The sequence below is a fragment of the uncultured Marinobacter sp. genome, assembly GCF_963974375.1.
Taxonomy (GTDB): Bacteria; Pseudomonadota; Gammaproteobacteria; order Pseudomonadales; family Oleiphilaceae; genus Marinobacter.
In genome coordinates this window covers 1-25,528 of sequence record NZ_CAXBDN010000024.1, presented here as the reverse complement: position 1 = coordinate 25,528, position 25,528 = coordinate 1, and the positions used below count along the sequence as shown (strand labels likewise).

General features: G+C 58.6%; 23 protein-coding genes and 1 pseudogene. 12 read left to right on the top strand and 12 right to left on the bottom strand.

All coding sequences use genetic code 11. The annotated features are described in order from the left end of the window. A pseudogene (locus AAC035_RS03670) lies at window positions 1–315 on the bottom strand (arsenical-resistance protein); the annotation flags it as partial. Between the two features lie 236 nt (window positions 316–551). Here AAC035_RS03670 and AAC035_RS03665 point away from each other — a divergent pair. The 4 genes from AAC035_RS03665 to AAC035_RS03650 all read left to right on the top strand — a co-directional run bounded on the left by AAC035_RS03665 (window position 552) and on the right by AAC035_RS03650 (window position 4,839). Beyond that, a complete protein-coding gene (locus tag AAC035_RS03665) occupies window positions 552–1,316 on the top strand; it encodes a metalloregulator ArsR/SmtB family transcription factor (protein WP_339800047.1) in 765 nt (254 codons plus the stop codon). A gap of 45 nt (window positions 1,317–1,361) precedes the next feature. After that, a complete protein-coding gene (locus AAC035_RS03660) occupies window positions 1,362–2,366 on the top strand; it encodes an ArsJ-associated glyceraldehyde-3-phosphate dehydrogenase (RefSeq protein ID WP_339800044.1) in 1,005 nt (334 codons plus the stop codon). 1 nt (window position 2,367) lies between these two features. Continuing rightward, window positions 2,368–3,579: an organoarsenical effux MFS transporter ArsJ gene (gene arsJ / locus AAC035_RS03655; protein ID WP_339800043.1), complete on the top strand. Its 1,212-nt coding sequence runs from the start codon at window positions 2,368–2,370 to the stop codon at window positions 3,577–3,579. 78 nt (window positions 3,580–3,657) lie between these two features. Further along, complete coding sequence (locus AAC035_RS03650; protein ID WP_339800041.1) at window positions 3,658–4,839, top strand: MFS transporter; 1,182 nt, start codon at window positions 3,658–3,660, stop codon at window positions 4,837–4,839. A gap of 26 nt (window positions 4,840–4,865) precedes the next feature. Here AAC035_RS03650 and AAC035_RS03645 read toward each other — a convergent pair whose 3' ends face one another. From AAC035_RS03645 to AAC035_RS03625, 5 genes are all read right to left on the bottom strand, one after another. Further along, window positions 4,866–6,458 (bottom strand): hypothetical protein, encoded by a 1,593-nt coding sequence (locus AAC035_RS03645; RefSeq protein WP_339800038.1) that lies wholly within the window; start codon window positions 6,456–6,458, stop codon window positions 4,866–4,868. Then, a complete protein-coding gene (locus tag AAC035_RS03640) occupies window positions 6,442–8,019 on the bottom strand; it encodes a glucan biosynthesis protein D (RefSeq protein ID WP_339800036.1) in 1,578 nt (525 codons plus the stop codon). The genes AAC035_RS03645 and AAC035_RS03640 overlap by 17 nt, the downstream gene beginning before the upstream one ends. A gap of 1 nt (window position 8,020) precedes the next feature. Next, window positions 8,021–10,231: a glucans biosynthesis glucosyltransferase MdoH gene (gene mdoH / locus AAC035_RS03635; RefSeq protein ID WP_339800033.1), complete on the bottom strand. Its 2,211-nt coding sequence runs from the start codon at window positions 10,229–10,231 to the stop codon at window positions 8,021–8,023. Next, window positions 10,224–10,562, bottom strand: a complete 339-nt coding sequence (locus AAC035_RS03630) for a hypothetical protein (protein ID WP_339800031.1) — start codon at window positions 10,560–10,562, stop codon at window positions 10,224–10,226. Before AAC035_RS03630 ends, mdoH begins: the two co-directional genes overlap by 8 nt. 211 nt (window positions 10,563–10,773) lie before the next feature. Further along, complete coding sequence (locus AAC035_RS03625; protein WP_339800028.1) at window positions 10,774–11,172, bottom strand: acyl-CoA thioesterase; 399 nt, start codon at window positions 11,170–11,172, stop codon at window positions 10,774–10,776. A gap of 191 nt (window positions 11,173–11,363) precedes the next feature. On the opposite strand from AAC035_RS03625, the gene AAC035_RS03620 reads away from it, so the two are divergent. The 5 genes from AAC035_RS03620 (at window position 11,364) to phoU (ending at window position 16,854) form a co-directional block, all read left to right on the top strand. After that, entirely contained in the window at window positions 11,364–12,404 is a 1,041-nt protein-coding gene (locus AAC035_RS03620; protein ID WP_339800049.1) for a substrate-binding domain-containing protein, read from the top strand. Window positions 12,405–12,544: 140 nt separating this feature from the next. Continuing rightward, on the top strand, window positions 12,545–13,933 hold the full coding sequence (pstC, locus tag AAC035_RS03615) for a phosphate ABC transporter permease subunit PstC (protein ID WP_339800025.1): 1,389 nt from the start codon (window positions 12,545–12,547) through the stop codon (window positions 13,931–13,933). Continuing rightward, window positions 13,926–15,200: a phosphate ABC transporter permease PstA gene (gene pstA, locus AAC035_RS03610; protein WP_339800022.1), complete on the top strand. Its 1,275-nt coding sequence runs from the start codon at window positions 13,926–13,928 to the stop codon at window positions 15,198–15,200. Before pstC ends, pstA begins: the two co-directional genes overlap by 8 nt. Before the next feature lie 10 nt (window positions 15,201–15,210). Next, window positions 15,211–16,104 carry a phosphate ABC transporter ATP-binding protein PstB gene (gene pstB / locus AAC035_RS03605; RefSeq protein WP_339800019.1) on the top strand — a complete coding sequence of 298 codons (894 nt, stop codon included), beginning with the start codon at window positions 15,211–15,213 and terminating at the stop codon, window positions 16,102–16,104. Window positions 16,105–16,131: 27 nt separating this feature from the next. Then, window positions 16,132–16,854 carry a phosphate signaling complex protein PhoU gene (gene phoU / locus AAC035_RS03600; RefSeq protein WP_339800017.1) on the top strand — a complete coding sequence of 241 codons (723 nt, stop codon included), beginning with the start codon at window positions 16,132–16,134 and terminating at the stop codon, window positions 16,852–16,854. A 47-nt stretch (window positions 16,855–16,901) separates the two neighbouring features. Here phoU and AAC035_RS03595 read toward each other — a convergent pair whose 3' ends face one another. From AAC035_RS03595 to mnmH, 5 genes are all read right to left on the bottom strand, one after another. Continuing rightward, on the bottom strand, window positions 16,902–17,267 hold the full coding sequence (locus tag AAC035_RS03595; RefSeq protein WP_339800014.1) for a histidine triad nucleotide-binding protein: 366 nt from the start codon (window positions 17,265–17,267) through the stop codon (window positions 16,902–16,904). Between the two features lie 61 nt (window positions 17,268–17,328). Beyond that, entirely contained in the window at window positions 17,329–18,636 is a 1,308-nt protein-coding gene (locus AAC035_RS03590; RefSeq protein WP_339800012.1) for an FAD-dependent monooxygenase, read from the bottom strand. Between the two features lie 67 nt (window positions 18,637–18,703). Beyond that, complete coding sequence (locus AAC035_RS03585; protein ID WP_339800009.1) at window positions 18,704–19,303, bottom strand: YbaK/EbsC family protein; 600 nt, start codon at window positions 19,301–19,303, stop codon at window positions 18,704–18,706. Between the two features lie 204 nt (window positions 19,304–19,507). Beyond that, a complete protein-coding gene (locus tag AAC035_RS03580) occupies window positions 19,508–20,341 on the bottom strand; it encodes a mechanosensitive ion channel domain-containing protein (protein WP_339800007.1) in 834 nt (277 codons plus the stop codon). A gap of 76 nt (window positions 20,342–20,417) precedes the next feature. Next, window positions 20,418–21,527: a tRNA 2-selenouridine(34) synthase MnmH gene (mnmH, locus tag AAC035_RS03575; protein WP_339800004.1), complete on the bottom strand. Its 1,110-nt coding sequence runs from the start codon at window positions 21,525–21,527 to the stop codon at window positions 20,418–20,420. Between the two features lie 148 nt (window positions 21,528–21,675). On the opposite strand from mnmH, the gene AAC035_RS03570 reads away from it, so the two are divergent. Continuing rightward, the gene (locus AAC035_RS03570; protein WP_339800002.1) at window positions 21,676–22,371 is read left to right on the top strand and encodes a 50S ribosomal protein L11 methyltransferase; all 696 of its coding nucleotides are present in this window, start codon (window positions 21,676–21,678) and stop codon (window positions 22,369–22,371) included. Window positions 22,372–22,812: 441 nt separating this feature from the next. Here the strand turns inward: AAC035_RS03570 and AAC035_RS03565 are convergent, their stop codons facing one another. Then, complete coding sequence (locus AAC035_RS03565) at window positions 22,813–23,205, bottom strand: VanZ family protein (protein WP_339800001.1); 393 nt, start codon at window positions 23,203–23,205, stop codon at window positions 22,813–22,815. Window positions 23,206–23,300: 95 nt separating this feature from the next. Between AAC035_RS03565 and cysZ the strand changes: the two genes are divergently transcribed. Together cysZ and rapA are read left to right on the top strand one after the other, a co-directional pair. Next, the gene (gene cysZ / locus AAC035_RS03560; RefSeq protein WP_339799999.1) at window positions 23,301–24,068 is read left to right on the top strand and encodes a sulfate transporter CysZ; all 768 of its coding nucleotides are present in this window, start codon (window positions 23,301–23,303) and stop codon (window positions 24,066–24,068) included. 107 nt (window positions 24,069–24,175) lie between these two features. Further along, a partial coding sequence (rapA, locus tag AAC035_RS03555) for an RNA polymerase-associated protein RapA (protein ID WP_339799996.1) occupies window positions 24,176–25,528 on the top strand: 1,353 nt, incomplete at its 3' end.

The window sequence follows — 25,528 nt, the reverse complement described above, 5'->3', positions numbered from 1 at the left end:
GGTGAACGGTTTGATCAGCCAGTTCACGGTGGTGGTAATGGCCAGTCCTTTGGGTTCCTTTCGGACGCCTACCACCGCGCTGAAATCGATCTGGGCCATCATCGGAAAGATCATGGCCCAGATCAGAATGGCGACCGGGATGGAAACCTGGGCGTACTCGAACCGTGAGAGGGTCTCTGGAATGGCAGGCGCGAACTGACCCAAAGCCACGCCGGCGACAATGGCCAGAGCCACCCAGACCGACAGATACCGGCCGAACAGATCCATGCCTCCACTGGTGTTTTCCGCCGGCGTAACGTCTGCATTGCTAGTCATGACCTACCTCTTGCAGGGAATGTTGATTGTCGCTTTTTGATGCGTCTTCATCTCTTTCCAGTCGCCCGGAGCAGAGATTTGTTGATAGACGAACGAGCGACCGAAAGGACGCAGCGAATGATTGTATCTGTCCTTCAGCATTATTTTTGCTCATTCGGGAGTTTACTTTAACCCAGACTCGCACTAGGATTCGAGTTTCCAGATATGCAAATATAAATATATACGGAAAAACAGATATGAAACGTCGCGTTTTGTTTGTCTGTACGGCCAACAGCGCCCGCTCCCTGATGGCGGAAGCCCTTTTGAGAGATATGGCGGGAGACCGTTTTGAAGTCGCCAGCGCGGGTACCGAGCCAACCCGGCCCCACCCCATGGCATTGCAGGTGTTGGAGGAGGCGGGCATTGCCACCGGGGCCCTGCACAGCAAACAGCTGGCGGACCTGCAGGCGGAGCAGTGGGATTACGTGATAACCCTGTGCGAAAAGGCCGCCAACGAATGTGGCGCCGTCTGCGAACCGGCTCAGCAGATCGCCTGGGATTTCCCCGACCCGGTGCCCAGTAACCGTCATCTGACTTTTGCCCTGACGCTGAAAGAGCTGAAGGAGCGTCTGGGGCTGTTTACCCTGGTGCACCAGAAGGAAACGGGCATGAAACCAAAGGACTACAATCCAGTGGCCATTTTCCGGGCGCTGGGCGATGAGTTACGACTGGCCATACTGATGTTGATCCGTGATCAGAAAAAACTGTGCGTCTATGAGCTGACCACCGCGCTTGATTCGTCACAACCCAAAGTGAGCCGGCACCTGGCGAGTCTGAAAGAAACGGGACTTCTGGAAACGGAGCGGCAGGGCCAGTGGATCTATTATTTTCTTCATCCCCAGTTACCACAGTGGCTGATCCGGGTGCTCGATGAAACATCAGACAGTCATACCGGGCTGGTAAAACAGGAAACGGAGCGGCTGCACGCCATGACCGACAGACCAGCGGTAAGACTGCTTTGAGCTAAGCTTGAAAGACTGGTTCAAGAACCTTTTAGGGAGCATGAGATGAGCACAATCAAAGTCGGAATTAATGGATTCGGCCGCATCGGTCGTCTGGCGTTGCGGGCCGCCTGGGAGTGGCCGGAATTGGAGTTCGTCGCCATCAATGACCCGGGGGCGGATGCTGTCACTATGGCGCACCTGCTGAACTTCGACAGCGTGCATGGCCGCTGGAACCACGAAGCCGGAGTGGAAGGCGACGACGTGATGATCGAGGGCCAGCGGCTCCGGGTCACCCGCAACAAGACCATTGGCGAAACCGACTGGTCAGGCTGCCACCTGGTCATCGAAGCCAGCGGCAAGATGAAGACCGTGGAAGTACTGCAGGGTTACCTGGATCAGGGCGTCAAGCGAGTGGTTGTCACCGCGCCGGTGAAAGAAAAAGGTGCGAAGAATATCGTCCTGGGTGTCAACGACCACATTTTCGATCCGGCCAACGACCGCATCGTTACGGCCGCCTCCTGCACCACTAACTGTCTGGCCCCGGTGGTCAAGGTGATTCATGAGAAGCTGGGCATCAAACACGGCTCCATCACCACTATCCACAGCCTCACCAATACCCAGACCATTCTCGATGCGCCCCACAAGGATCTGCGCCGGGCCCGGGCCTGTGGCAGTTCCCTGATTCCCACCAGTACCGGCTCGGCCACGGCCATTATCGAGATTTTCCCGGAACTGAAAGGGCGGCTGGATGGCCACGCGGTGCGGGTACCGCTGACCAATGCCTCGCTGACCGATTGCGTGTTTGAAGTGGAGACGCCGACCGATCGGGATACTGTCAATCAGTTGCTGAGGGAAGCCGCCGAGGGCGAACTCAAGGGCATTCTGGGCTACGAAGAGCGTCCGCTGGTGTCCATCGACTACAAGACTGACCCTCGCTCCTCCATTGTCGATGCCCTGTCCACCCTGGTGGTCAACGGCACCCAGGTGAAAATCTACGCCTGGTACGACAACGAATGGGGCTACGCCAACCGCACCGCCGAGCTGGCGCGCAGGGTAGGCCTCGCCTGACATGACCGCTGCCATCCGACAGTACCTGGTCATCACCGGCAATTACTGGGCTTTCACCCTGACGGATGGGGCCCTGCGGATGCTGGTAGTGCTGCATTTCAACCAGCTGGGCTATTCGCCGCTGGAAATTGCCCTGTTGTTCGTGTTCTACGAGTTCTTCGGGGTGGTCACCAACCTGGTGGGCGGTTACCTGGGTGCCCGTATGGGCCTGAACCTCACCATGAACATCGGGCTGTTCCTGCAGATTGTGGCGCTGGCCATGCTGGCGGTACCGGCGGCCATGCTGACGGTGGTCTGGGTGATGATCGCCCAGGCCCTGTCCGGCATCGCCAAGGACCTGAACAAGATGTCCGCCAAGAGCGGCATCAAGTTGCTGGTGCCGGACGAACAGCAGGGTACCCTGTACAAGTGGGTGGCGATACTGACCGGCTCCAAGAATACCTTAAAGGGCGTGGGCTTTTTCCTCGGCGGCGTCCTGTTGATGACGGCGGGTTTCAAGGGTGCGGTGGTGATCATGGCGGCGGCTCTGGGCCTGGTGTGGCTGGCCAGCCTGTTCCTGCTGAAGCAGGAGCTGGGCAAGAGCAAGGCCAAGCCGAAGTTTACCGACATTCTGTCCAAAAGCCGCGCCATCAATGTGCTGTCCGCAGCACGGATGTTCCTGTTCGGGGCTCGGGATGTGTGGTTTGTGGTGGCGTTGCCGGTTTATCTGCACACGGTCTTCGGCTGGGATCACTGGCAGGTGGGTGGCTTTATGGCCAGCTGGATCATCGGCTATGGCTTTATCCAGACCATAGCGCCGCGGATTACCGGCAAAATGGAAGGCAAGCGGCCAGTGGTGCTATGGGCGGCCGTGCTGGCGCTGGTGCCCGCAGCGATTGCCGGTAGCCTGATGGCGGGTTGGTCGCCCGAGATCGTGGTGGTTGGTGGCTTGCTGTTGTTCGGTGTGCTGTTTGCCATCAATTCAACCCTGCACAGTTACCTGATTGTCAGCTTTGCCCGGGGCGACGGGGTGTCACTGGACGTGGGCTTCTACTATATGTCCAACGCCGCCGGGCGTTTGCTGGGTACAATCCTGTCGGGTTGGGTGTACCAGGTTTACGGCCTGGAGGCCTGCTTGTGGATATCGGCCGGATTGGTGGCCACGGCCGCTCTGCTATCGATGATGCTGCCAGACAGAACTGCGGTAACGGTGCCAGCAGCGGCCGACACCTGAGCAACGAAAACAGCATGGGTGGACAGGAGAGGTTGCGGTATAGTCTGGCGGAATATTCCAGCCAGTAAGACAACACTAATGATTGAGCTGCTGCGTCGTTACCCGCTGCCGATTATCGTCCTTGCACAACTGTTTGGCACATCGCTGTGGTTCAGTGTGAACGGCGTGTGGCTCTCCCTCGCCGGAGAGCTGGGGCTTCAGGAAGCCGATATGGGCCGCCTGACGCTGGCGGTTCAGACCGGCTTTATCGTTGGAACTCTGACACTCGCCGTGACCGGATTGGCCGACCGCTTCGGCGCCAGCAGAATCTTTGCTGTATCCAGCCTGTTGGGGGCAGTCTTCAATGGCGGCTTTGTTCTCGTTGCAGCGTTTGCGCCCCTGGATTTGCTGCTGCGGTTCGCCACCGGTCTGTGCCTTGCGGGTATCTATCCGCTGGGCATGAAACTGGTGATTGCCTGGACCCCGAAATACTCCGGAGTCGCTCTGGCCTGGCTGGTGGGGATGTTGACCCTGGGTACCGCATTACCCCACCTGATGCGGGGCGCAACCCTTGGGCTGCCCTGGGAGTGGCCGTTGCTGGTGGCTTCGGTGTTGGCGCTTGTCGGCGCAGCCATGGTGTTTGTGCTGGGTGACGGGCCCTATTTGCCTAAAAGCGGTGGCGCGGTTCCTTTACGCCAGGGTCTGGCGGCGCTACAAATCCCCCGGTTTCGGGCCGTGGCAGGGGGCTATTTTGGCCATATGTGGGAGCTCTATGCTTTCTGGACGCTGACTCCCCTGTTGCTTGGCCGCGAGCTGCAGCGCCTGGATGCCGGCGACGGATTCATTCCCTGGTTGGCTTTCGCGATCATTGGCATTGGCGCTGTGGGCTGCGTTGGTGGCGGTAGACTCAGTCGCACCAGGGGCAGTGAATGGGTGGCCTGGCGGGCACTGGCGATCTCCGGCGGCATCTGCCTGGTGTATCCCTTGCTCAGCGGGTTGTCGCCGCTGTTGTTGATCGCTTTGCTGTTTGTCTGGGGTGTCGCGGTGATTGCAGACTCGCCGCAGTTTTCGGCACTGGCGGCGGAGTCCGCACCCCGGGAATCGGTGGGTTCATCCCTGGCGGTCATGAATGCGATCGGCTTCAGCCTGACCTTGCCGGCCATCTGGTTGACCAGCGGATTATGGGGGCTGCTGGGACACTGGGTTGTCCTGCTGCTGGTTCCGGGTCCGGTTCTGGGGCTGTGGTCACTGAGCCGGGGCAATCGGACTCAGCGGGCTTGACCGTCTCGTATTAGCGCAGCCAATGATCACCCGCCAAAATGCTGATGCAGAAACGGCCGCAGTGCGTCCATCCGGGCGCCGGCGGTGGTGGTGTCCGGCAGGGTGCCACGGCGGAACGAGGGCAGCCCGCCCATTCGGGAGACAAAGGGTTCCAGCAGCGTGGGGTTGGCACTGATGACGTGTACGATCACGTCCCGGCTGGCATCCTCTCCGGTGATCAGGGGGGCAGGCTGGTGGTCCCCCAGCAGGATCAGCAGGGTGTTGTGGTCAACATGGCGCACCGCATAATCAGTGGCCACCGCAAGGGCGTAGTCGATGGCCATGGCGTAGTGCTCCCGCACCCGGTCATGATCCTGCCACAGGCTGGCGGGGGTTTCTCCGGCACCTTTCCATTCCATAAAGACTTCACCGTCGCCGATGATATTCCAGTCGTCCAGCACCGGCAGTATCGGGACCCAGGGCGCATGGCTGCTGATCAGCGACAACTCGGCGAACAACGGCTGTTCTTTCCCTGTGCGTATCCGCTTCTCGAACCAGGACCAGGTGTACTGATCCGGCATGGTGACCCAGTTAAGTTCCGGGCCCTGATAATCCATGGTGTGGGCATCGAAGATCCGGTCGTAACCCAGCAAGCGGCCTTCGGGCCAGTTCATGGTAATGGCCGGCATTACGGCAATGGCCTGATGCCCGGTAAGCTGTAAATCATCAATCAGGGTCGGGTAGCCACTGTTGAGCAGCACTTCGTAGTCCAGCTGATTGGCGACCCAGAGTCCGCTGAGCACCGAGGCGTGGCCCAGCCATGACTGGCCACCCTGAATCGGCGACTGCAGGCGGCCGCTGACCACATGCAGGCCTGCCGCCTCGAATGCCCGGGCCATGGTTTCCAGCCGGGGCTCGATGACCGGGCGGTAGCGATCATCGGTGAGCGCGGACAGGCCATAGGACTCGATAAACCCCATCAGGACGTCCTGCTGTTCAAGGCCCGGCAGGGGCGCGGCCTGGCCGGCAAAAGCTCGGTTTTCATGGAGCTGGCGGCGAATATGTTGCTGAAATTCCTGATTGGAGACGTGGGTTGCCCGTGCCAGCGACCATTGTTGCGCAATCATCGCGCTGGCCGTGGGTGCCACCGGAGTCTGGGGCAGCCAGGTCAGCAACAGCGCCACCACCGGAATCGCCAGAATCCAGGACCGCTTCCGCGGGCGGTGAGTCAGTAGCCCGGGATGGGCAAGCACCCGACAGAATAGCCAGACCAGCCCGGCAAGTGTGGTAACGGCCACGAAGGCCAGGACAGTAGCCGCCGTCAGGCCCAGGTTGCTGGACATCAGGTTGAAGCCGGGAGCCAGCAGACCCCATTCAAGATAAATATTGAATGATCGGCCGAGGCTCTGGCGAATCAGGGTCTCACCTGCGGCGATAAGGGCCAGCAGAGCAAACAGCAAGGCTGCAATTGCAATCGCAATGCGTCGTAACCGCGCCGTAGGAAGCAACCACAGGAACCACACCAGCAGCAGGGCTTCCAGCGCGATCCAGGGCATCGCGGGAAAGCGCGGCAGCATAAGCGCCACCAGCAGCAGGTTCAGAACCAGAAACGGCTTCAGCCAGCTAAACACCGGAGTCATCGGATCGCTCATTCAGGGGCGGGGGTGTGTACTGATACAGCCAGGTTTCTGTCAGCGCCTCGCCGGCGAGCCTCAGATATAGCCGCAAATCGATCGGCGCCTCAGACGCATCCGGCACCAGGTCAAACATGGCCCGGTAGCCGTTGATGGCGTCCAGCGGCCGCGCCGAGGTGATTTCCACATTGCCACGGCTGGCGCTGATCACTGCCTCCACCGGGGCATCTTCGGCCAGTGCCGCCAGGGCACCACCGGCAAAGTCCACCGCAAAGCGCCAGGAAAAGTAATTCCGTGGTTGGCCCACGACACCGCCAATGCCGGTGCGGGTAGCCCGTGTGGTTGCCAGTTCCGGAGTTGCCGGTGGGGTGTTGCCCCAGGTAAGGCGATAGGACAGGCGGTGGGCCTGACCGGGAGGCAGCGGTCGCTCAGGATTCCAGAAGGCCACAATGTTGTCGAAGGTTTCATCCACCGTGGGGATTTCCACCAGCATCACCACGCCCGTGCCCCAGTCCTCACCAGGTTCTACCCACAGGCCGGGGCGTTGCTCGTAGAAGACCCCGTCGTCCTGATAATGATTGAAGTTGCGGTCACGCTGCAGCAGACCAAAGCCGCGGGGGTTGTTGTCGCTGAAGCTGTTCACCATGACCCGTTGCGGATTCACCAGCGGGCGCCAGATCCACTCTCCGCTGCCGGTCCATAACGCCAGGCCGTCTGAGTCGTGAATCTCCGGCCGCCAGTCGTTGGCCATGCGGCGGTCGTTTTCCCCCATCTGGTACATGGAAGTGAGCGGGGCAATACCGATCCGTTCGATCTCCTTGCGAGGGAAGAGAGTGGCGGTGACGTCCATCACAGTGTCGGTACCCGGCTCGATATCAAAGCGGTAGGCACCTGAAATGCTGGGTGAGTCCAGCAGCGCGTAGACTCGCAGCCGTCCGCTGCTTTCATCGGGACGCTCAAGCCAGAATTCGGTGAAGTCGGGGAACTCTTCCGGCCGGCTCAGGCCCGTGTCCACCGCCAGACCGCGGGCAGAAAGTCCATACTGCATGGTCTCGCCGACGGCTCTGAAATAACTGGCGCCCAGAAAAGCCACCATGTCGCGGTGGAAATCATTGTGAAAATGCAGGCGGAAACCGGCATAGCCCAGATCATCGGGCAAGTTTTCCAGGGGTTGTTCACCACGGTACCTGAAATGATCGGGATTATAGGCAAGTTCGCGGGCCTGTCCGTTTACTACCTCATGCAGACGGACCGGTTTTTTGAAGTACAGACCAAGATGAAAGAACTGAGCCCGAAAGCGGCTGTTGTGGTCGGCCCACAGGGCCCTGGCCGGATCAAACCGGAGTTGCTGGTAATCATCCCATGACAGGGTTTCGACGCTTTTGGGCAGACGGCTGTTGCCGGAGTGGTAGGCCCTGGCCGCAAGGGCTTCAGCCTGTTGTTCCAGCCACCGGAAATCAAACTTGTTTGGAGTGTCAGGACGGTTGCTGGCGGTTGCCACGAGGGGCCAGCCCGCGCTGTAGAGGCTGATGGCTGCCGTCAGCTTTAGCAGGGAGCGTCGATCCATATCAGCTGCTCAAGGGTTGACGGATGGCGGCTGAGGACGGTGCCGATCCGAAGGTGAGGGGGTGCCCGACACATGCGGCTACTGTCAGAGCAATACGTTGCCCCCAGTAGCTGTCTGGCTGCGACGACCAGGCTGCCCGGTGCAGCCAGTCCAGTGACTGACGATCATTGACCAGCTGGCTGAGCTGATGCTGTTCCAGCGCTTTCGGGCCGTGCTGCAGACAGAGCTGACACCAGCGTGCGAGGCTCAGGTGTCGCAGTCCTGCCCGGGGCAGACGAGCCTGTTGCTGGTGCATCCGGTTCAGACGGGGGATGACGACAGCCTGCTCGAAGGCGGTGAGGCCGTGAATCGGATTCTGGCTGGCCCCTTTGCGGGGCTCGGCATCCAGTAACAGCGCCACCGATGTCCGGGTTGCTGCCCCGGCGTCGGCATCGTGGGCCATCTGCTCGACTGCAACGGTCAGCAATCCCCGGCGCGCCATGGCGTTGCCGCTGCTGGTCCGGCCCAGCCAGACCGACACCGGAACGGCAAGGATCAACGGAATCGCCACCGGCAGGGACCAGAAAAACAGCACCGGGCTGTGCCAGGCCGCCAGGGTGACGCACAGGATGCCGGTGATCAGTCCCGGATAATGCCAGCGCCAGGACTGGCGCCAGCCTGAGTCGCTGCTGCGATTCTGTCCGCCCCAGGTCAGATTCAGGTTCATCACGGCGGCCACCACAAACCGGGAGTGGGCGAACATTCGCAGCGGCGCCAGGGCCATGGCTACGACGGTTTCGGCCAGCACGCCGGAATACAGTCTGGCGAAGCCGCCGAAGCGGCTGGTGGTACCCGTCAGTACTACATCGGCTATGGCCAGACCGCGAGGCGCAAATAATAGCAGCGCGGTGGTTAAAAGCAGGATGCCTCCCAGATAGGGATGCGTGGCGTCCTGCCAGAGCAGGGAGTAGGTGGGAATGGCTGTTGCAATGCCATCCAGGCCATCCACACCAACTGCCACCACCGCCGGTTGCAGTGCCAGCATCGTGGTCAGGACGAGAAAGGCCAGCCACAGGGGCGCAACCAGATACGTCATGATGCCGTTCAGAAAAGCCAGCCGGTGGGCAAGGCGCAAACGGGGGGCCAGCAGCATGACTGCGAGATGCTGCAGGTTACCCCTGGCCCAGCGTTTGTCGCGGTTCAGTTCGTCTTCCAGCGTAGGTGGCGACTCTTCATGACTGCCACCCAGACCCGGTTCAAGCCAGACCTCGTAACCGGCACGGCCCATATAGGCCGCTTCCACAAAATCGTGACTGATGATGGGGCCGCTGAACAGCCCACGGCCGGTTAGTTTGCGTAGTCCGCAATGCTTTATGAAGGGCTCAATCCGGATGATGGCATTGTGTCCCCAGAAGCTGGCGTCGCCCATCTGAATGGCTGCAAGACCTGCGGTGTACAGCGGACTGTACACCTGGCTGGCAAACTGTTGCAGGCGGGCAAACAGCGTGCGGGCACGAACCACGGTCGGGCTGGTCTGAAGGATGCCCACGCCGGGCTCCCTTTGCATCAGTCTGACCATGGTCAGCAGGGTGTTTCCTGCCATCAGGCTGTCGGCGTCCAGCACTACCATATAGGTATAGTGGCGGCCCCAGCGCCGCAGAAAGTCCGCAACATTGCCACTTTTAAAATTCAGGTTAACCTTGCGGCGGCGGTAAAACAGACGATTTTGCGCCCCCAGTTCCTCGCAAAGGGACAGCCAGGCGGCCTGCTCTTCTAGCCATACCTCCGGGTTCCGGCTGTCTGACAACAGGTAAAAATCGAACTTATCCAGCTGACCGCTGCGCTGCAGGTCCCGGTAGGTTGCTGCCAGGCCCTGAAATGTGCGCTGCACCGGTTCGTTGCAGATCGGCATTACTATGGCGGTACGTGCCAGCGCTGTGCTGGCCAGGTCACTCGGTTGATAGCGGTTCAGCAGGCTGAAGCGGTCACCACCACGGCGACGCAGGAAAAAGCCCATCAGGGCGGTCCAGAAACCGAGGGAAATCCAGGCAAAAAGCAGGAAAAATACCAGGCCCAGGAAGTACTCCGTGGCCGTGATCTGCTTCACGGACAGTAATTGCAGCAAGGCAAGGAGCGCCAGCGCCGACTGCCCGAGGACCAGCAGGGTGAGCCCCGATCGCCGCCCCCGGGCCACACGGCGCCAATCTGCCTGCCTGTTGACCGGGTCAGCCATAATGACCGTAGCCGATACTGCTGCGTTTGAAAGGCGGTGGCACCGGCCGTTCAGGAATGGCGGGCAGCGCGAACTGCCGGCTGAGTGTCGCCAGGCCCTGTTGAATCGCCGCCGGCGGAAGCGTGCCTGTGCTGACGTCGGCTCCAGGCCACGGGTGGGCTTCCAGTGTGGATTCAGCTACAGCAATAACCTGAAGTTCAATAGATGGCGAAAGCTCTACTTCGCACAGGCAAAGATAGGCCGAAAGGTAGCTGGCCAGGGCGTTTACCTGTTCAGTGTTAGTGGTTTTCCTCAGCGATCTGGGATTTGATATTGCCTGCAATCCGGACATGACCGGTTCCCTCTGTCTGATAACGGACGTGTGGCTGTATGGATTACCCGGGCGGCCAGTGAAGGCTCGTCACAGGGGCAGATACTGGACAGGAGGTTGCCACCCGAACAGATACGTATCTGCTCAGGTAATCAGACCACAACAGTTGAAGGCGCGACCAATACGATCGTGTAATGCGAGGGGCGGTGATTTCGGGGATAGACGTGCCGGCTTACTGCTCCGGCACTTCGCGGATCCGGCCATGCTCATCAATGGCGACGTAAATAAACAGGCCTTCAGTAACCTTGCGCGAGTTCATGGCGTGACGATCGCGGGTCCAGACTTCGACGTTTATTTTCATGGAGCTACGACCGATATCCACCAGCTCGCAATAGCAGCCTACCTGGGCGCCAATTCTCAGCGGCGACAGAAACTCCATACGGTCGATGGCAACGGTTGAGCTGCGGCCCCGGGAAATGCGCCCGGCCATGGTGGCTGCGGCCGTGTCCATCTGCTGAACCAGCCAGCCGGCATAAATATCGCCATTGGCATTGGTGTCGGCGGGCAGGGGAACTACCTGGAGCACCAGTTCTCCTTTCGGGGACGGCTTGTTGTCGTCGAGATCAGTCATGGAGCGCTACCTGTCTTTTTTTGGAATGGTTATTTGCTGAGCATGTTAGTCATCGCCAGTTTGGGTGCAAGCAAAATTCCGGAACAACTGAAAATAATTTCAACGGATGTAACAAAGCTGTCACAGAGGAATCGTAATCTGCCAACCATCGGCTAACCCGAATCCAATAAACCCGATGGAGACTCAACGTGATGAAACTGAAAGCTGCATTTGCAACCATCGCTCTGGCAGGCAGTATTGCTGCTGTTTCTGCCCCTGCGATGGCTCGTGACACCATCAACATCGTGGGCTCTTCCACGGTTTACCCGTTCGCTACTGTCGTGGCAGAGCGTTTCGGTGCCAACAGCGATTTCCCGACTCCGAAGCTCGAGTCTACCGGTTCCGGCGGTGGTCTGAAGATTTTCTGCCAGGGCATTGGTACCAACCACCCGGACATCACCAACGCTTCCCGTCGCATCAAGCCGTCCGAGCTTGAGCTTTGCGCCAGCAACGGAGTTGAAGAGATTACTGAGTTCCGGATCGGTTCTGATGGCATCGTGATTGCCAGCTCCAGAGAGGCCGAGCCGATGGATCTGACTCTGGAACAGCTGTTCCTGGCGCTGGGTGAAAAAGTGCCGGTAGATGGCAAGTGGGTTATGAACCCTAACAAGAACTGGAGTGATGTAGATTCCAGTCTGCCGAACAAGCCGATCCGCGTAATGGGTCCGCCTCCTACATCCGGTACCCGTGATTCGTTCAATGAACTGGCACTGGCTGCTGGCTGCGACGCGCTTCCCGAAGCCGCTGAGCTGAGCGAAGATGAGCATAGCGCGGTTTGCGAGAGCATCCGGGAGGATGGCGCCTTTATCGAAGCGGGCGAAAACGACAACCTGATCGTTCAGAAGTTGATCGGTGACACCTCCATGTACGGTGTATTCGGTTACAGCTTCCTGGAGGAGAATGCCGATCGTCTGCAGGCTGCCAAGCTGAACGGTGTTGCGCCTGAAGCAGAACTGATTGCTCAGGACAAGTACCCGGTTGCCCGCTCCATGTTCTTCTACGTCAAGAAGGCACACATCGGCGTGGTACCTGGCATCGTGGAATACACCTCTGAGTTCGTCAGCCCGGGTGCCATGGGCCCGAATGGCTACCTGAAGGATGTTGGCCTGATCGTGCCGACCCGTGACGGCCTGATGGCTCTGCAGAAGAAACTGGAAGCAATGCCTAACCTGACCATGAGTGAGCTCAAGTAACAACCGCTCACTGGTTAAATGAGAGTGCGAGCCGTTTCGATGGCTTGCACTCTTTGCTGCTTTCAGACCCACAAGTGTGAAATCAGTGATTTGTAAGCGTAGAATTCGCAACGATCCCGTAGTCGCAGACAGGAAATATCATGCAACCCGCGAATCTGTTATTCATCACCCTGGCGCTTATCGGTGTCGCCTACGTACTGGGTTATTTCCGATCCCGGGCGCTCGCTGCACCACTGGGCGGTATCAGGCACCTCAAGTCGCTGCCAGGGTACTATGGCGTTCGTGCGGCCATGTGGTGCGGCATTCCGGCGCTGATCGTTCTGGCACTCTGGGCATCGTTTGAAAGCAAAGTCATACAGTTGCTTATCCTGGGGGCTTTGCCGGCTGAACTGATCCCGAATACCATCGGGGAGTCCAGCCTGCTGATGTCGAAAATCCGCAACGTGGCCAGTGGTGCCCTGCCCGCAGGGTTTGTTGAGCAGCCTCTGGCCAACGCGGCGGAGCGCCTTCAGGTGCTGGAACAGACCAGTAAAACCTACATGTCGTTACTGGTGCTTTCCATAGCGGTGCTTGCAGGCTTCGTCGGTTGGTATCGGATACAGCCGCGACTGAATGCCAGAGAGCAGGTCGAACGAACGCTGCGCTGGTTCTTTTTCTCCTGTGCCGGTCTCGCGATTCTGACCACGGTCGGCATTGTTTTCTCCGTTATTTTTGAAACCATCCGTTTTTTCGGAATGGTTCCTTTTACCGAATTCTTTTTTGGCACAAGCTGGAGTCCACAGGTAGCCCTCAGAGCAGATCAGGTCGGTTCTGAGGGTGCTTTCGGTATGATTCCTCTGTTTACCGGAACCTTGCTGATCTCCGCGATTGCCTTGCTGGTGGCGGTGCCGGTCGGGCTTTTCTCCGCCATTTACCTTTCGGAGTACGCCAACAAGCGGGTCCGGAGTGTCGTCAAGCCCATGCTGGAAATGCTCGCCGGCGTACCAACGGTGGTTTACGGATTTTTTGCGGCCCTCACGGTTGCGCCGTTTATATCGGATTTCGCAAATACCATAGGCCTGAATGCTTCTTCCCAGAGCGCCCTGGCGGCCGGGCTGGTCATGGGGGTGATGATCATTCCCTTTGTGTCTTCACTCTCTGACGATGTCATAAACGCTGTGCCCCAGACTCTGCGAGATGGCTCACTGGCATTGGGCGCTACCCAGTCCGAGACCATGAAAAAAGTGATTTTCCCGGCAGCCTTGCCCGGCATTATGGGCGGTATATTGCTGGCGGCTTCCCGTGCCATCGGTGAAACCATGATCGTGGTCATGGCGGCGGGCCTTGCCGCTAACCTGACCGGCAACCCGCTGGAAACGGTTACAACCGTTACCGTCCAGATCGTGACACTGCTGATCGGTGACCAGGAGTTTGATAGTCCCAAGACACTCGCAGCGTTTGCGCTGGGTGCGATGCTGTTTATCGTGACCCTGCTGCTTAACGTTGTTGCTCTCAAGATTGTCCGCAAATATCGGGAACAGTATGACTGATCGCACGGCACAGGCGGAACTCGTCCGCCGCTCACTCAAAAGGCGTTATCGCAAGGAACGTCGCTTCCGGGCCTATGGCATTCTCGCCATTGCCATAGCACTGGGTGCTCTGGTGATTCTGTTTGCTGACATTGTCGGCAAGGGGCATACCGGGTTCCTTAAGACCACGATAACTCTGGATGTCCGGATGGATCCGGTCACGATGTACCTGGATGACCCGACCAATCCGGACGAGGTTCGCATGGCGGACTTCGTGGAGCCGCTGATTGTCAGCCTTATGGAAACGCTTCCGGATGCCACCGAAGACGACCGGGATGCGCTTCGGCGGCTGATCAATCCCTACGCGTCAAACCAGCTACGTGACGAACTGGTTGCAAACCCGGACTGGATGGGTACCACCCGGACCATTACTTTCCTGGCCCACAGTAACGTTGATGTCTATGCCAAGCACCAGGGTAATGAAGCTTACTCCATTAAACTGACGGATCAGCAGCAGGCCTGGGTGGACGAATTACGCGAAAGAGGGATCGTCGAAACCAGCTTTAACGACGTCTTTTTCACCAGCGGCGATTCCCGCGACCCGGCGCGAGCGGGTGTGCTTGGGGCCATCGTTGGCTCGCTTCTGGTGATGTTTATTACACTGGCCCTGTCGTTTCCCATCGGCGTGGCCGCCGCAATCTATCTGGAAGAATTCGCACCCAAGAACAAATTGACAGACTTTATCGAGGTGAATATCAACAACCTCGCGGCGGTTCCTTCCATCATCTTTGGTCTGCTGGGTCTCGCGGTGTTCATCAACCTCTTTGGCTTGCCCCGCTCGGTGCCCTTTGTCGGTGGTCTGGTACTCACGCTGATGACCTTGCCGACCATCATTATTTCGAGTCGCGCGGCTATCAAGAGTGTCCCGCCCTCAGTGAGGGAAGCGGCTGAAGGAATTGGTGCTTCCAAAATGCAGGTCGTATTACATCATGTACTACCTCTGGCTATGCCCGGAATGTTGACCGGCTCGATCATTGGCATGGCTCAGGCGCTCGGCGAAACGGCCCCTTTGTTGCTGATTGGCATGGTGGCCTTTATTGTTGAGGTTCCTGAGGGCTTTTTTGATGCCGCCACGGTCTTGCCGGTACAGGTCTTCCTGTGGGCGGGCAGCCCGGAGCTGGCCTTTATTGAACGTGCGTCGGCAGCCATTATGGTGTTGCTGACCTTCCTGATGAGTATGAATGCCCTGGCAATCTGGCTGCGCAAGCGGCTTGAGCGTCGCTGGTAAGGAGATTGAGATGAACACTGTGAGTCCAGCTATTTCAGCGGAAGCCGATGCGCGACAGCAAAGCGAGCTGGTGGCCCCTGTGGTTGACCAAAAGCCCGAGGATACGGTAATCGAAGAAGGGAAGACGGTAGGCAAACCGTTTGCAGACGACCCCAAATACAAGCTGCGTAACGTTGACGTGTCCTACGGCAACGACAGGGCCATCAAGAACATCAGCCTGGATATTGCCCGCAACGAGGTCATTTCGTTTATTGGCCCCTCCGGCTGTGGTAAGTCGACATTCCTGCGCTGCCTCAACCGGATGAACGACAGCATCGAAATCTGCCGCATCAAGGGCCAGCTGATGCTGGATGATGAGGACATTTACGCCTCTAACAGAGATGTGGTGGAGCTGCGTGCTCGGGTTGGAATGGTATTTCAGAAGCCGAACCCGTTTCCGAAGTCCATCTATGACAACGTGGCCTATGGTCCGAAAATTCACGGTCTGGCTAACCGAAAATCTGAACTCGACGAAATTGTCGAGAAAAGCTTACGAAAGGCCGGGCTCTGGAACGAAGTCAAAGACCGTCTCGACGCAAGCGCAACCGGAATGTCCGGTGGTCAGCAGCAACGTCTGTGTATTGCCCGTGCCATTGCCGTGAGCCCGGAAGTCATCCTGATGGATGAGCCCTGTTCAGCCCTGGATCCGATTGCTACTGCTCGGGTGGAAGAGCTGATCGCGGAGATGTCCGAAAGCTATACCATTGTGATCGTCACCCACTCCATGCAGCAGGCGGCCCGGGTCTCCCATCGCACGGCCTATTTTCACCTGGGGCATCTGGTGGAAGTCAATGAAACCGACAAGGTGTTCACCGCGCCAGAGCATGAACTGACCGAGTCCTATATTACCGGTCGGTTCGGTTAACCGGGTCCCGTGAGCGAGGAGCAGAGAATGCCTACCAAGAAAGAAGATATGTATGGAGATCACATCTCCCACCAGTTCAACGATGACCTGGCACAACTGAAAAATGATTTTCTCAAGATGGGCGGCCTGGTCGAACAACAGACCCGGGATGCTGTGGATGCGCTGATTGATGGCGACAGCTACGGGGCCGATGAGATCCGTGCCCGTGACAAGGTTGTCGACAAGATGGAGAAAGATCTGGACGAAGAGGCGACCCGGGTGATCGCCCGTCGTCAGCCCGCTGCCCGGGACCTCCGTCTGGTGATTTCGGTCATCAAGATGGTTGCAGACCTGGAACGGGTGGGTGATGAGGCGAAGAAAATCGCCAAGTTTGCCATCAACCTGTCGGATGAAGGTCAGGCGCCCCGTGGGTACGTGGAAGTGCGCCATATTGGTAATCACGTCACCTCGATGTTGCGAGAGGCGCTGGATGCCTTCTCCCGGCTGGACGCCGAGCAGGCGTTGCGAATCATGAAGGAAGACAAGCGGGTGGATGAGGAATATCAGGCCGCGGCCCGCGCCCTGTTGACCTTCATGATGGAAGACGCCCGCAACATCTCACGGTGTATGTCGGTGATGTGGGTACTGCGTGCCCTGGAGCGTATTGGCGACCACGCCTGCAACATTGCCGAGAACGTGATCTACATGGTGGAGGGTGAGGATGTTCGTCACACGCCCGTAGAGGAAGCCGAGAAGATTGTAGGTCGGTGACTATCGGCTGGCCGGGGCATTCACCTGGCCAGCAAACGCTTCCCCGATTACGCCTGCTTCATCCTGTCAGTATAGGGAGGCCAGCCCAGCGGCTTGCCCGCCAGCAGGTGCAGATGAATATGGAACACGGTCTGACCGGCGTTCTCCCCGCAGTTCATTACTACCCGATAGCCGTCATCCGCAAAGCCCATGTCAGCGGCGAGTTTGGCTGCCACGTAATACAGGTGCCCCACCAGTTCCCGGTCCTGCTCGCCAATGTCATTGATGGTGGCGATTTCTTTCCTGGGAATGATCAGCAGGTGCACCGGCGCCTGGGGGTTGATGTCCCGAAAAGCCAGGCTGATATCGTCCTCATAGACAATGTCCGCCGGAATTTCCCGGTTGATGATCTTGGTGAAAATGGTTTCTGCCATGTCGGAATCCTTCTGGTTGATGTTGTTGTCTCAAAGCGATGGCTGCGGCCAGGGATTTCATTCAGCGCTGGCCCGGAACTGTTCTCCATCCGGGTACCCGTTTCAACAGTGCTTCAAGTGGCGCCGGCAGACCTTCGTCGATCCCCATGGCATAACGGGCCACCCGGTTACGGGCAAAAGGCACGCCCTGAGCCAGACCCAGACCGAGATTGCGGGCCAGATACAGGGGCGGCAGGCGGTTGCTGAACAGGTGGTAGAACAGATCCATGGCCAGCATCATCCGTCGGTTGGCGGGCCGGCGCTGGTGTTCGTAACGGGCCAACAGGTCCGGACTGGCCGGATCCTGCCCGGTGCGGCGGGCTTCGTCCAGCAATCCTTGCAGGCAGGCAGCGTCCTGGAAACCCAGATTGACCCCCTGGCCGGCCAGCGGATTGATGGTATGGGCCGAGTCCCCCGCCAGTACCACCCGGTCAAGGAAGTAACGTTGCGCGTGCTGGCGGGCAATAGGAAAGCTGGCCCTTGCGGCTACCGCGGTCAACTTCGGCAGTTCCTCCGGGAACGCCTTGTGGATCTCGTTGATGAAGTCCGCTTCCGGCAGTGACTTCAGGCGGTTCAGAACATCCGGAGCGTCATACCAGACCAGCGAGGCCCAGCATTCGCCCGGGTGCTGTTCGGTGGCGGAATGCAGTGGCAGAAACGCACGGGGACCGGAGGCATGAAACGCTTGCCAGGTAATGTCCTGAACCTTACCCCGGTATCGCACGCTGGCCACCAGAGCCTGCTGCGCGTACTGGTCACGGGTAACACCGATACCGGCCAGCTCACGCACCCGGGACTGGGCGCCGTCGGCACCGATAACCAGCCGCGTCTCGAGGGTTGTGCCGTTCGCCAGGGTCACGGTGGCCTGTTCCGGACCGGTAACGATGGCGCTGACGCTGGTGCCTTCAAACAGGGTAATCGCCGGACAGGCGAGGGCCAGATCCCACAGGGCTTTCTGGGTGACCTGGTTCTCCACGATGTGACCAAGGTGGCTGGTACCCAGATCCGGAGCGCTGAAGGTGGTTCTGGCGAAAGTTGCAGGCAACAGTCGACGCACAGGGTGTTCGCCGCCTTCCCACACCGCCAGCCGGGTGTAGGGCATGGCGCGCATGTTGCGGATGGCAGGCCAGGCGCCCAATTCCCGCAGATAGCGCTCACTGCCGGCGCTGAGGGCGGAAACCCGGAGATCCGGGTCGCTGTCGGAAGTGAACTCCGGGGCGTGTGCCTGGTCAATCAATGCTACCGTATGGCCTTGGCGGCCAAGGCCATTGGCGATGGCCGCACCGACCATGCCGGCACCAACCACCAGAAAATCGAAGCGTTGCGTCATAACTGGGCCTCTGTCTGAGGCCTTCAGTTTACGCACTCAGGCCGGGCTGGCAAGGCCCGGGCAGTGATCAGTAGCCTGCCAGTTCCCAGCTGTCGGCGGGTTCCGGATTGTCCTGATAGGTCTCTGTGAGGGTGTCCCGGAATTCCGGCTGCGGGATTTTTTTCGCGGTACGGGCCATCCATGCCGGCTTGCGGGTGCCAGGACGGATGAAACCCTGGTTAATAATGATGGGGCGGGCCAGAAGCAGGAAGTCCCTGGTCGCCATATGAATGGACTCGGTATGACTGCCTGCGGCGAAGACGATGTCGGGCTGACGGGTCAGGGCTTCGGAGCAGTACACTGCCATATCAAACATGGGGCCGAATGGCGGCATGGCCCCCACCTCGCACTCCGGAAAACGGTCCATAAACTCCATTTCATCCGCCAGCTCAAGAAAGTCGGTTTCCAGGACCTGGCTCAATCTGGCCCAGTGCACGCGCCATGTGGCCGGCATCACCAGCATGGCCATTTTGCCGTCCAACTCGATAATCACGGTTTTGGCCACACGATCACCGGCGATGTGGCCGTGGTGGGCAAGTTCCTGGGCGGTATAGGCAGGTGGGTGGGTCATGCAGAGATACTCTGCACCGGACTGATCAAGGAATGATTTCAACTGCTTGGTTGGCATGGTTAGCCTCCTGTCAGGTCGACGGAAACCAGCTGGAGTTGCCAGGGGGAAGTGTTGTTGGCAGGCATTGACCAGCTCCGTTAACTGCAGCTTAGCCAAGGATCCGGGAAAAAAGAAAGAATTGATTCAGGTCTGTGACTCAGAGCACCGGTCAGCCGTGAAAGAAAGCCGGTCGCCCCGGGCGGGGCGACCTTGCACAGAGGCTTATTTGTCGCTGAACATATGTACATCGCGCTGGGGGAACGGAATGGTAATGCCTTCCGCATCGAACGCTTTTTTGACCTTTTCCTGCATGTCCCAGTAGTAAGGCCAGAGGTCAGCCGAATTGACCCAGGCACGGACGGTAAGATCCACCGAGCTTTCGCCCAGGCCGCCCACAACGATCAGTGGTGCGGGTTCAATCAGGGAGCGCTCGTCCTCTTCGATCAGGCGTTTGCAGATGGCCTTGGCCTTGTCGATATCATCGCTGTAGCCAATGCCAAACGACATATCGCAACGGCGTGTGGCGTAGGCGCTCAGATTGGTCAGGCTGGAATTCGAAAGGTCGCCATTGGGAATGACAATACGGCGGTTATCAAAGGTATTTACGACCGTATAAAGAATGCTGATTTCAGCGACCGAGCCAAGAAAGCCCTGGGCTTCAATGGTGTCTCCGACCTTGAAAGGCTTGAAGATGAGAATCAGTACACCGCCGGCAAAGTTGCCCAGGCTGCCCTGCAAAGCCAGGCCGATAGCCAGACCTGCGGCACCGATAATGGCAATAAAGGAGGTAGTGGCGATGCCTATCATCGAGGCGGCCGATATCAACAACAATATTTTAAGAACCGCGCCCAGAAGTCCGCACAGGAATTTATTGAGAGTTGGGTCTCTCTTGCCCAGTTTATTATCAAGCACGTTTACAAAACGGTTGATGAGCCACATACCGATAATCAGTGTGACAATGGCCAATAACACTTTTGGTGCATAGAGCATGGTCAGAGTGATTGCCTGCTCCATCAGCGTGGCAGCGGCTCCGCTTTCGGAAAAGAGATCTTCCATAGTAAAACTCCAGGTTTGAGGCTGTGACAGGTCCTATCCGATAACTGGATATGTTCTGCTTTCGTCTATGAGGTGTTCAGGCTCTGAATTGTTCTGCCCGACCAACAAGTTCTTCCGGACGGCCCGTGGCCACAATTCTATCGTTCTTGTTAGCAAGCTGATAGTCGTACATAGGATCATAATAATCACAAAGCAATGATTCGATCCAGTCGTTGTGCCCGGAGGTGTCTCCTGAAGCCTGTTGCTGGGCCAGGGCAAGAATCATAAGTTCCCGCAGGTGCTGATAACGAACCCCGCCAAGTCGCTTCTGGACCCGGGCCAGGGCGCTGAGCAGGTAATCCTCGAAATTGGCCCAGCCGGCGAGACTGCCGTCACGTTGCTGGTAGGCCTGCACCATATGTTCTACGTAGTCTTCCCGGATAATGTTCACCCGTTCAGCCATGGTCCGCTCCAGAACCATCAGGGGAGCAGTAGCCATCCGGTCTCGTAAGGACTGGGGCAGGCTGCAACGACCTACCAGGTGACTTTCGTCCTCCAGGTAGACCGGCTGTCCGGATTCCGCCGCACTTATGGTGGCCCGGATCATGGCAACCGCGAGCCTGTTCTCGAAATCTATCTGGGAGGGCTGGGGGGTCACCTGGCGGCCGAAACTTGAGCCCCGGTGATTGGCCAGACCTTCCAGGTCCACGGGGTTGGGCAGCTGTCCCAGTACCCGGGTTTTACCGGTACCCGTGCGTCCACTGATGATAACAAAGCGGGCCTCATTGACACGCTGGTCCAGCTGGTCAATGAGAAACCGGCGCATGGCTTTGTAGCCACCAGTCACCAGCGGGTACTCAATGCCGGCTTCCTTCAGCCATTGCTGGGTCAGCCGGGAGCGCAGGCCGCCGCGAAAGCAGAACAGATAACCGTCCGGATGCTCCAGGGCAAAGCGCCTCCAGGACTCGATCCGGGCAGCCTTGATGTCACCCTGCACCAGTTGGTGGCCCAGGCGGATGGCTTCATCCTGGCCTTTTTCCTTGTAGCAGATGCCAACCCGGTGGCGCTCGTCATCGTTCATCAGCGGGGCATTGATGGCATTGGGGAAACTGCCTTTGGCATACTCTACCGGCGCACGCACATCCATCATGGGGACGTCGCGGAGGAACAGGTCAAGAAAGTCGGCGCTATCGGGTCTGGAGGTCATTGCGGCATCGTGTCAGGAGCAAATGGGTGACGCTGTGTCTATCTGGGAGCAGCAGTATAACGGATTCCCGGCTGTTTACCGAATGAGCAGGCATGCAGCGTCCAGCGGCAGCGTATAGAATGCCGACATCTTCAGAATGGATGCCGTTATGTTGCCAGAGCAATCCGCCGGAATTCCGGCAGCGTTGAACCGTGCCATACAGCAAACCCTGGCAAAAGGACGTCTGGCAGTCACCCGCCCGGCCGGTTGTCCCGGTATTGCCCTGTATCTGTTCGACCCGGACGTGTTGCAAGGTCCCCTGAGTCATGATGAGGCCCAGGCGGTTGTGGCGGAGCCGGCCTACTGGTCGTTCTGCTGGGCCAGCGGTCAGGTGCTGGCCCGCTGGATACTGGCGAATCCGGAATCTGTCCGCGGCAAACGTGTGCTGGATTTCGGCAGCGGCTCCGGCATCGTCGCGGTAGCCGCTGCACTCGCCGGTGCCGGTGAGGCCATCGCCTGCGATCTGGATGAGACGGCCCTGATGGCCGCGCGGGCCAACGCCGAGCTCAATGGCGTTACCGTCACGCTGTGCAACGACTGGTCTGACCGTGGCACTGGCATTGACGTCATCACCGCCGCTGACGTGCTCTACGACCGCGACAATCGCCCGTTTCTGCAGATATTCCGACAGGCGGCCCCCGTCATCCTGTTGGCAGATTCCAGAGTGCGGAACCTGGAGGAACCGGGCTACCAGCAACAGGAAGCCCATGAGGCTCGCACCTGGCCGGATCTGAATGAGTTTGAGGAGTTCAATCTGGTGCGGTTGTATCGGGGGGAAGGTGTGGCAAGGATCAACAGGCGCTGATAAAAGAAAAGGACAACCCTTGCGGGTTGTCCTTCATTGTCGGAACAGGTCTTCACGTCCGTGTTGGTTCGCAACCATCCTGTTGCTTTATAGTCCCTGGCCAGCTCCGTGGCGCCAGCTTCCTAGCCAGCGATCCAATAAATTTTCCCTTAAGCAGACAATCCCTTGCATCCATGCTTCCCCCCAATTCCTGTGAGGGCCATCCAATGAGTCATCCTCTTCCATGTCATCCCTGACACGCTCACTATACCAAGCTGAAAAATTTACGCGTGTGACGCTTACGTTATTTTTCGGTGACGGAACTGAGTCATCGGGATGGCCTCTTTTCTAATCAATCAGTTACTTGAAATTCGAGTTCGGATTGCCCTGTTGCTTACGAGAAGTTACAGACCGGGCTTACGCTTTTGTGGGATATATCGCACACGAGTAATGGCTGATGTCTCAATGCTTGCTTGTGGCAGGATTTTCCTGAATGTAGCGGATGATCGGGAAAAGGCAAAACCCCACGACGATGCCCGCGACATCTGCGCCCAGATCTGCCATTGAGAAGTGTCGGTAGGACACCATGGCCTGACCCAGTTCAATGGCAAGGCCAAAGCTCAACAGCGTCAGGAACGGGATGGCCAGGTGCAGCGCCGGCCAGCCCAGGCGGATGATCACCGCCAATTCGGTGAAGGCAATAAAGTGGTTGAGTTTGTCACTGGTAAATGCCGGCACCGGGTACGGCTGGCTGGTGAAGGCCAGCCAGGCAATCGCCGCCAGCGAGAGCATGAATCCGGCTCGCCAAAGTAAGCGGTGATTGAGAATGGCATCAGAGAATTGTCTTACAGTCATTTCAGGTCCGGCTGTGGTGGAACTGGCAACATGATATGCTTTGCGCCCCATGACTGCCATGGGACCTAAGTGTCCGCTTGTTAAGGTCCGCACAGATGTTACGAGGAAATGTCTTCACCGGTTTTGGTTATCTGGGCGAGGGTTTCCGGCTGATGCGTCAGCCCGGGTTGCGTCGTTTTGTGATCATTCCGATGGTCATCAATGTGCTGCTGTTTGCAGCCTTGTTCTGGGCGATGGCTCAGTTTTTTTCTACCATGATCGCCGCCGCCATGGCGTGGCTGCCTGACTGGGCCTGGTTGCAGGCCCTCGACTGGTTGTTCTGGCTGCTGTATGGCGTGGTGATTCTGCTGGTGATGGCCTACGGCTTTGTCATGATGGCCAATCTGATCGGGTCCCCTTTTTACGGATTTCTGGCTGAGCGCACCGAGGCGCTGCTGACCGGCAAGGAGCCGGAATCGCCCGGGGGCTGGTTGTCAGTATTGAAAGATGTACCCCGCATTCTGTGGCGGGAGGTTCAGAAAATCCTCTACTACCTGCCCCGTGCCATTGTGCTGTTGCTGATTGGTCTTATTCCTGTGGTCAATCTGATTGCGGCGGTGCTCTGGTTGTTGTTCAACGGGTGGATGATGGCGCTGCAGTATGTCGACTATCCCGCTGACAACCACAAGCTGCCGTTTCGTCAGTTGCGGCAGCGGCTGGGGGATCGCCGGCTCAGCGCCTTCGGTTTCGGTTTACCGGTGGCGCTGTTGGCTATGGTACCGGTGGTAAACCTGGTGCTGGTTCCGGCGGCGGTCTGTGGTGCAACAGCCTATTGGGTCAGGGAAGGCGTTTCGGGTCTGCCGGTTGAGCGCGTCCGTAGCTGAGTGGCGTAGGATACCTTTAACTGCATTTTACGGTGCCGTTTGCCGGCACCCTCTATTATCTGCCTGCTTTCGCAAGGCTGAACCATTGAATACATTCCGGAGGATTCTTGGAAGCATCTGCATTTGCACCCGGCCAGCGCTGGGTTAGTCATACCGATGCCAGTCTTGGCCTTGGCCTGGTGACCGATGTGTCCGGCCGAACTGTAACCCTGGGGTTTCCCGCGGCAGACGAAGAGCGTACCTACGCCATCGACAATGCGCCCCTGTCCCGGATTACCTACCAGATGGGAGAGCAGATCGAGACCTTTGACGGCCAGATCTTTACCGTACAGGCCGTAGAAGATCTCGATGGCGTGTTGATTTACCACGCCGAGGATGCCGATGGTCAGCTGCAGGTCATTTCTGAAGTGCGTCTGGCCAGTGTGGTGAGCTTCGCAGCCCCCCACCAACGCCTGTTTGCCGGTCAGTTTGATCGCAACGGAGCCTTCCGGTTGCGCTACGCCACGTTGCAGCATCAGAACCGGCTGGCGGGATCTTCGGTACAGGGCCTGCTGGGGGCTCGTACCCAGCATCTTCCCCATCAGCTCTATATTGCCCATGAAGTGGCCCGGCGTTTTGCTCCGCGGGTATTGCTGGCGGACGAGGTCGGGCTTGGCAAGACCATCGAAGCTGGCCTGATCATGCATTATCAGTTGCACGCGGGGCTGGCCCGTCGGGTGTTGGTGGTGGTGCCGGACTCACTGGTGCATCAATGGCTGGTGGAAATGCTGCGCCGGTTCAATCTGCGCTTTTCCATTGTTGATCGTGCCCGCTATGAAATGATGCAGGACGACGAATACGGTGCGGAAGACTCGGATGAGGGCGGCGCCAGTGCCAGCGGCAATCCTTTTGAGGATAGTCAGCTGGTGATCAGCAGCCTCGATTTTCTGACGGGCCACACCAAAGCCCGGCGCGACGTGGCTGCGGCCGACTGGGACCTGATGGTGGTGGATGAGGCCCATCACCTGAAATGGAGCGTCGAACAGCCAAGCCCGGAATACAGCATGGTGGAATCGCTGGCGTCCCGGGTTCGTGGCTTGTTGTTGCTGACGGCGACGCCTGAGCAGGTGGGTGAGGAAAGTCATTTCGCGCGCCTGCGCCTGCTGGACCCGGCCCGATTCCATGATTTCGGTGCTTTCCGGCAGCAGGAGCAGGGCTATCATCAGGTCAACGCGGCGGTACGGGAGCTACTGGCCAGCGGTGGCTTGCCCAATGCGGATCAGCAAACGGTGCTGCGCCAGTGGCTGGGCGATGAGCTGGACCGTCTGCTGGCGGGTGATGAGCCCGTCAAGGCGATAGTGGATGCATTGCTGGACCGCCACGGTACGGGGCGTGTGTTGTTCCGCAACACCCGGGCCTCGGTCGCCGGATTTCCCGAGCGCCGCCTGACCACCGTGCCACTGCCATGCCCGGAGCTGTAC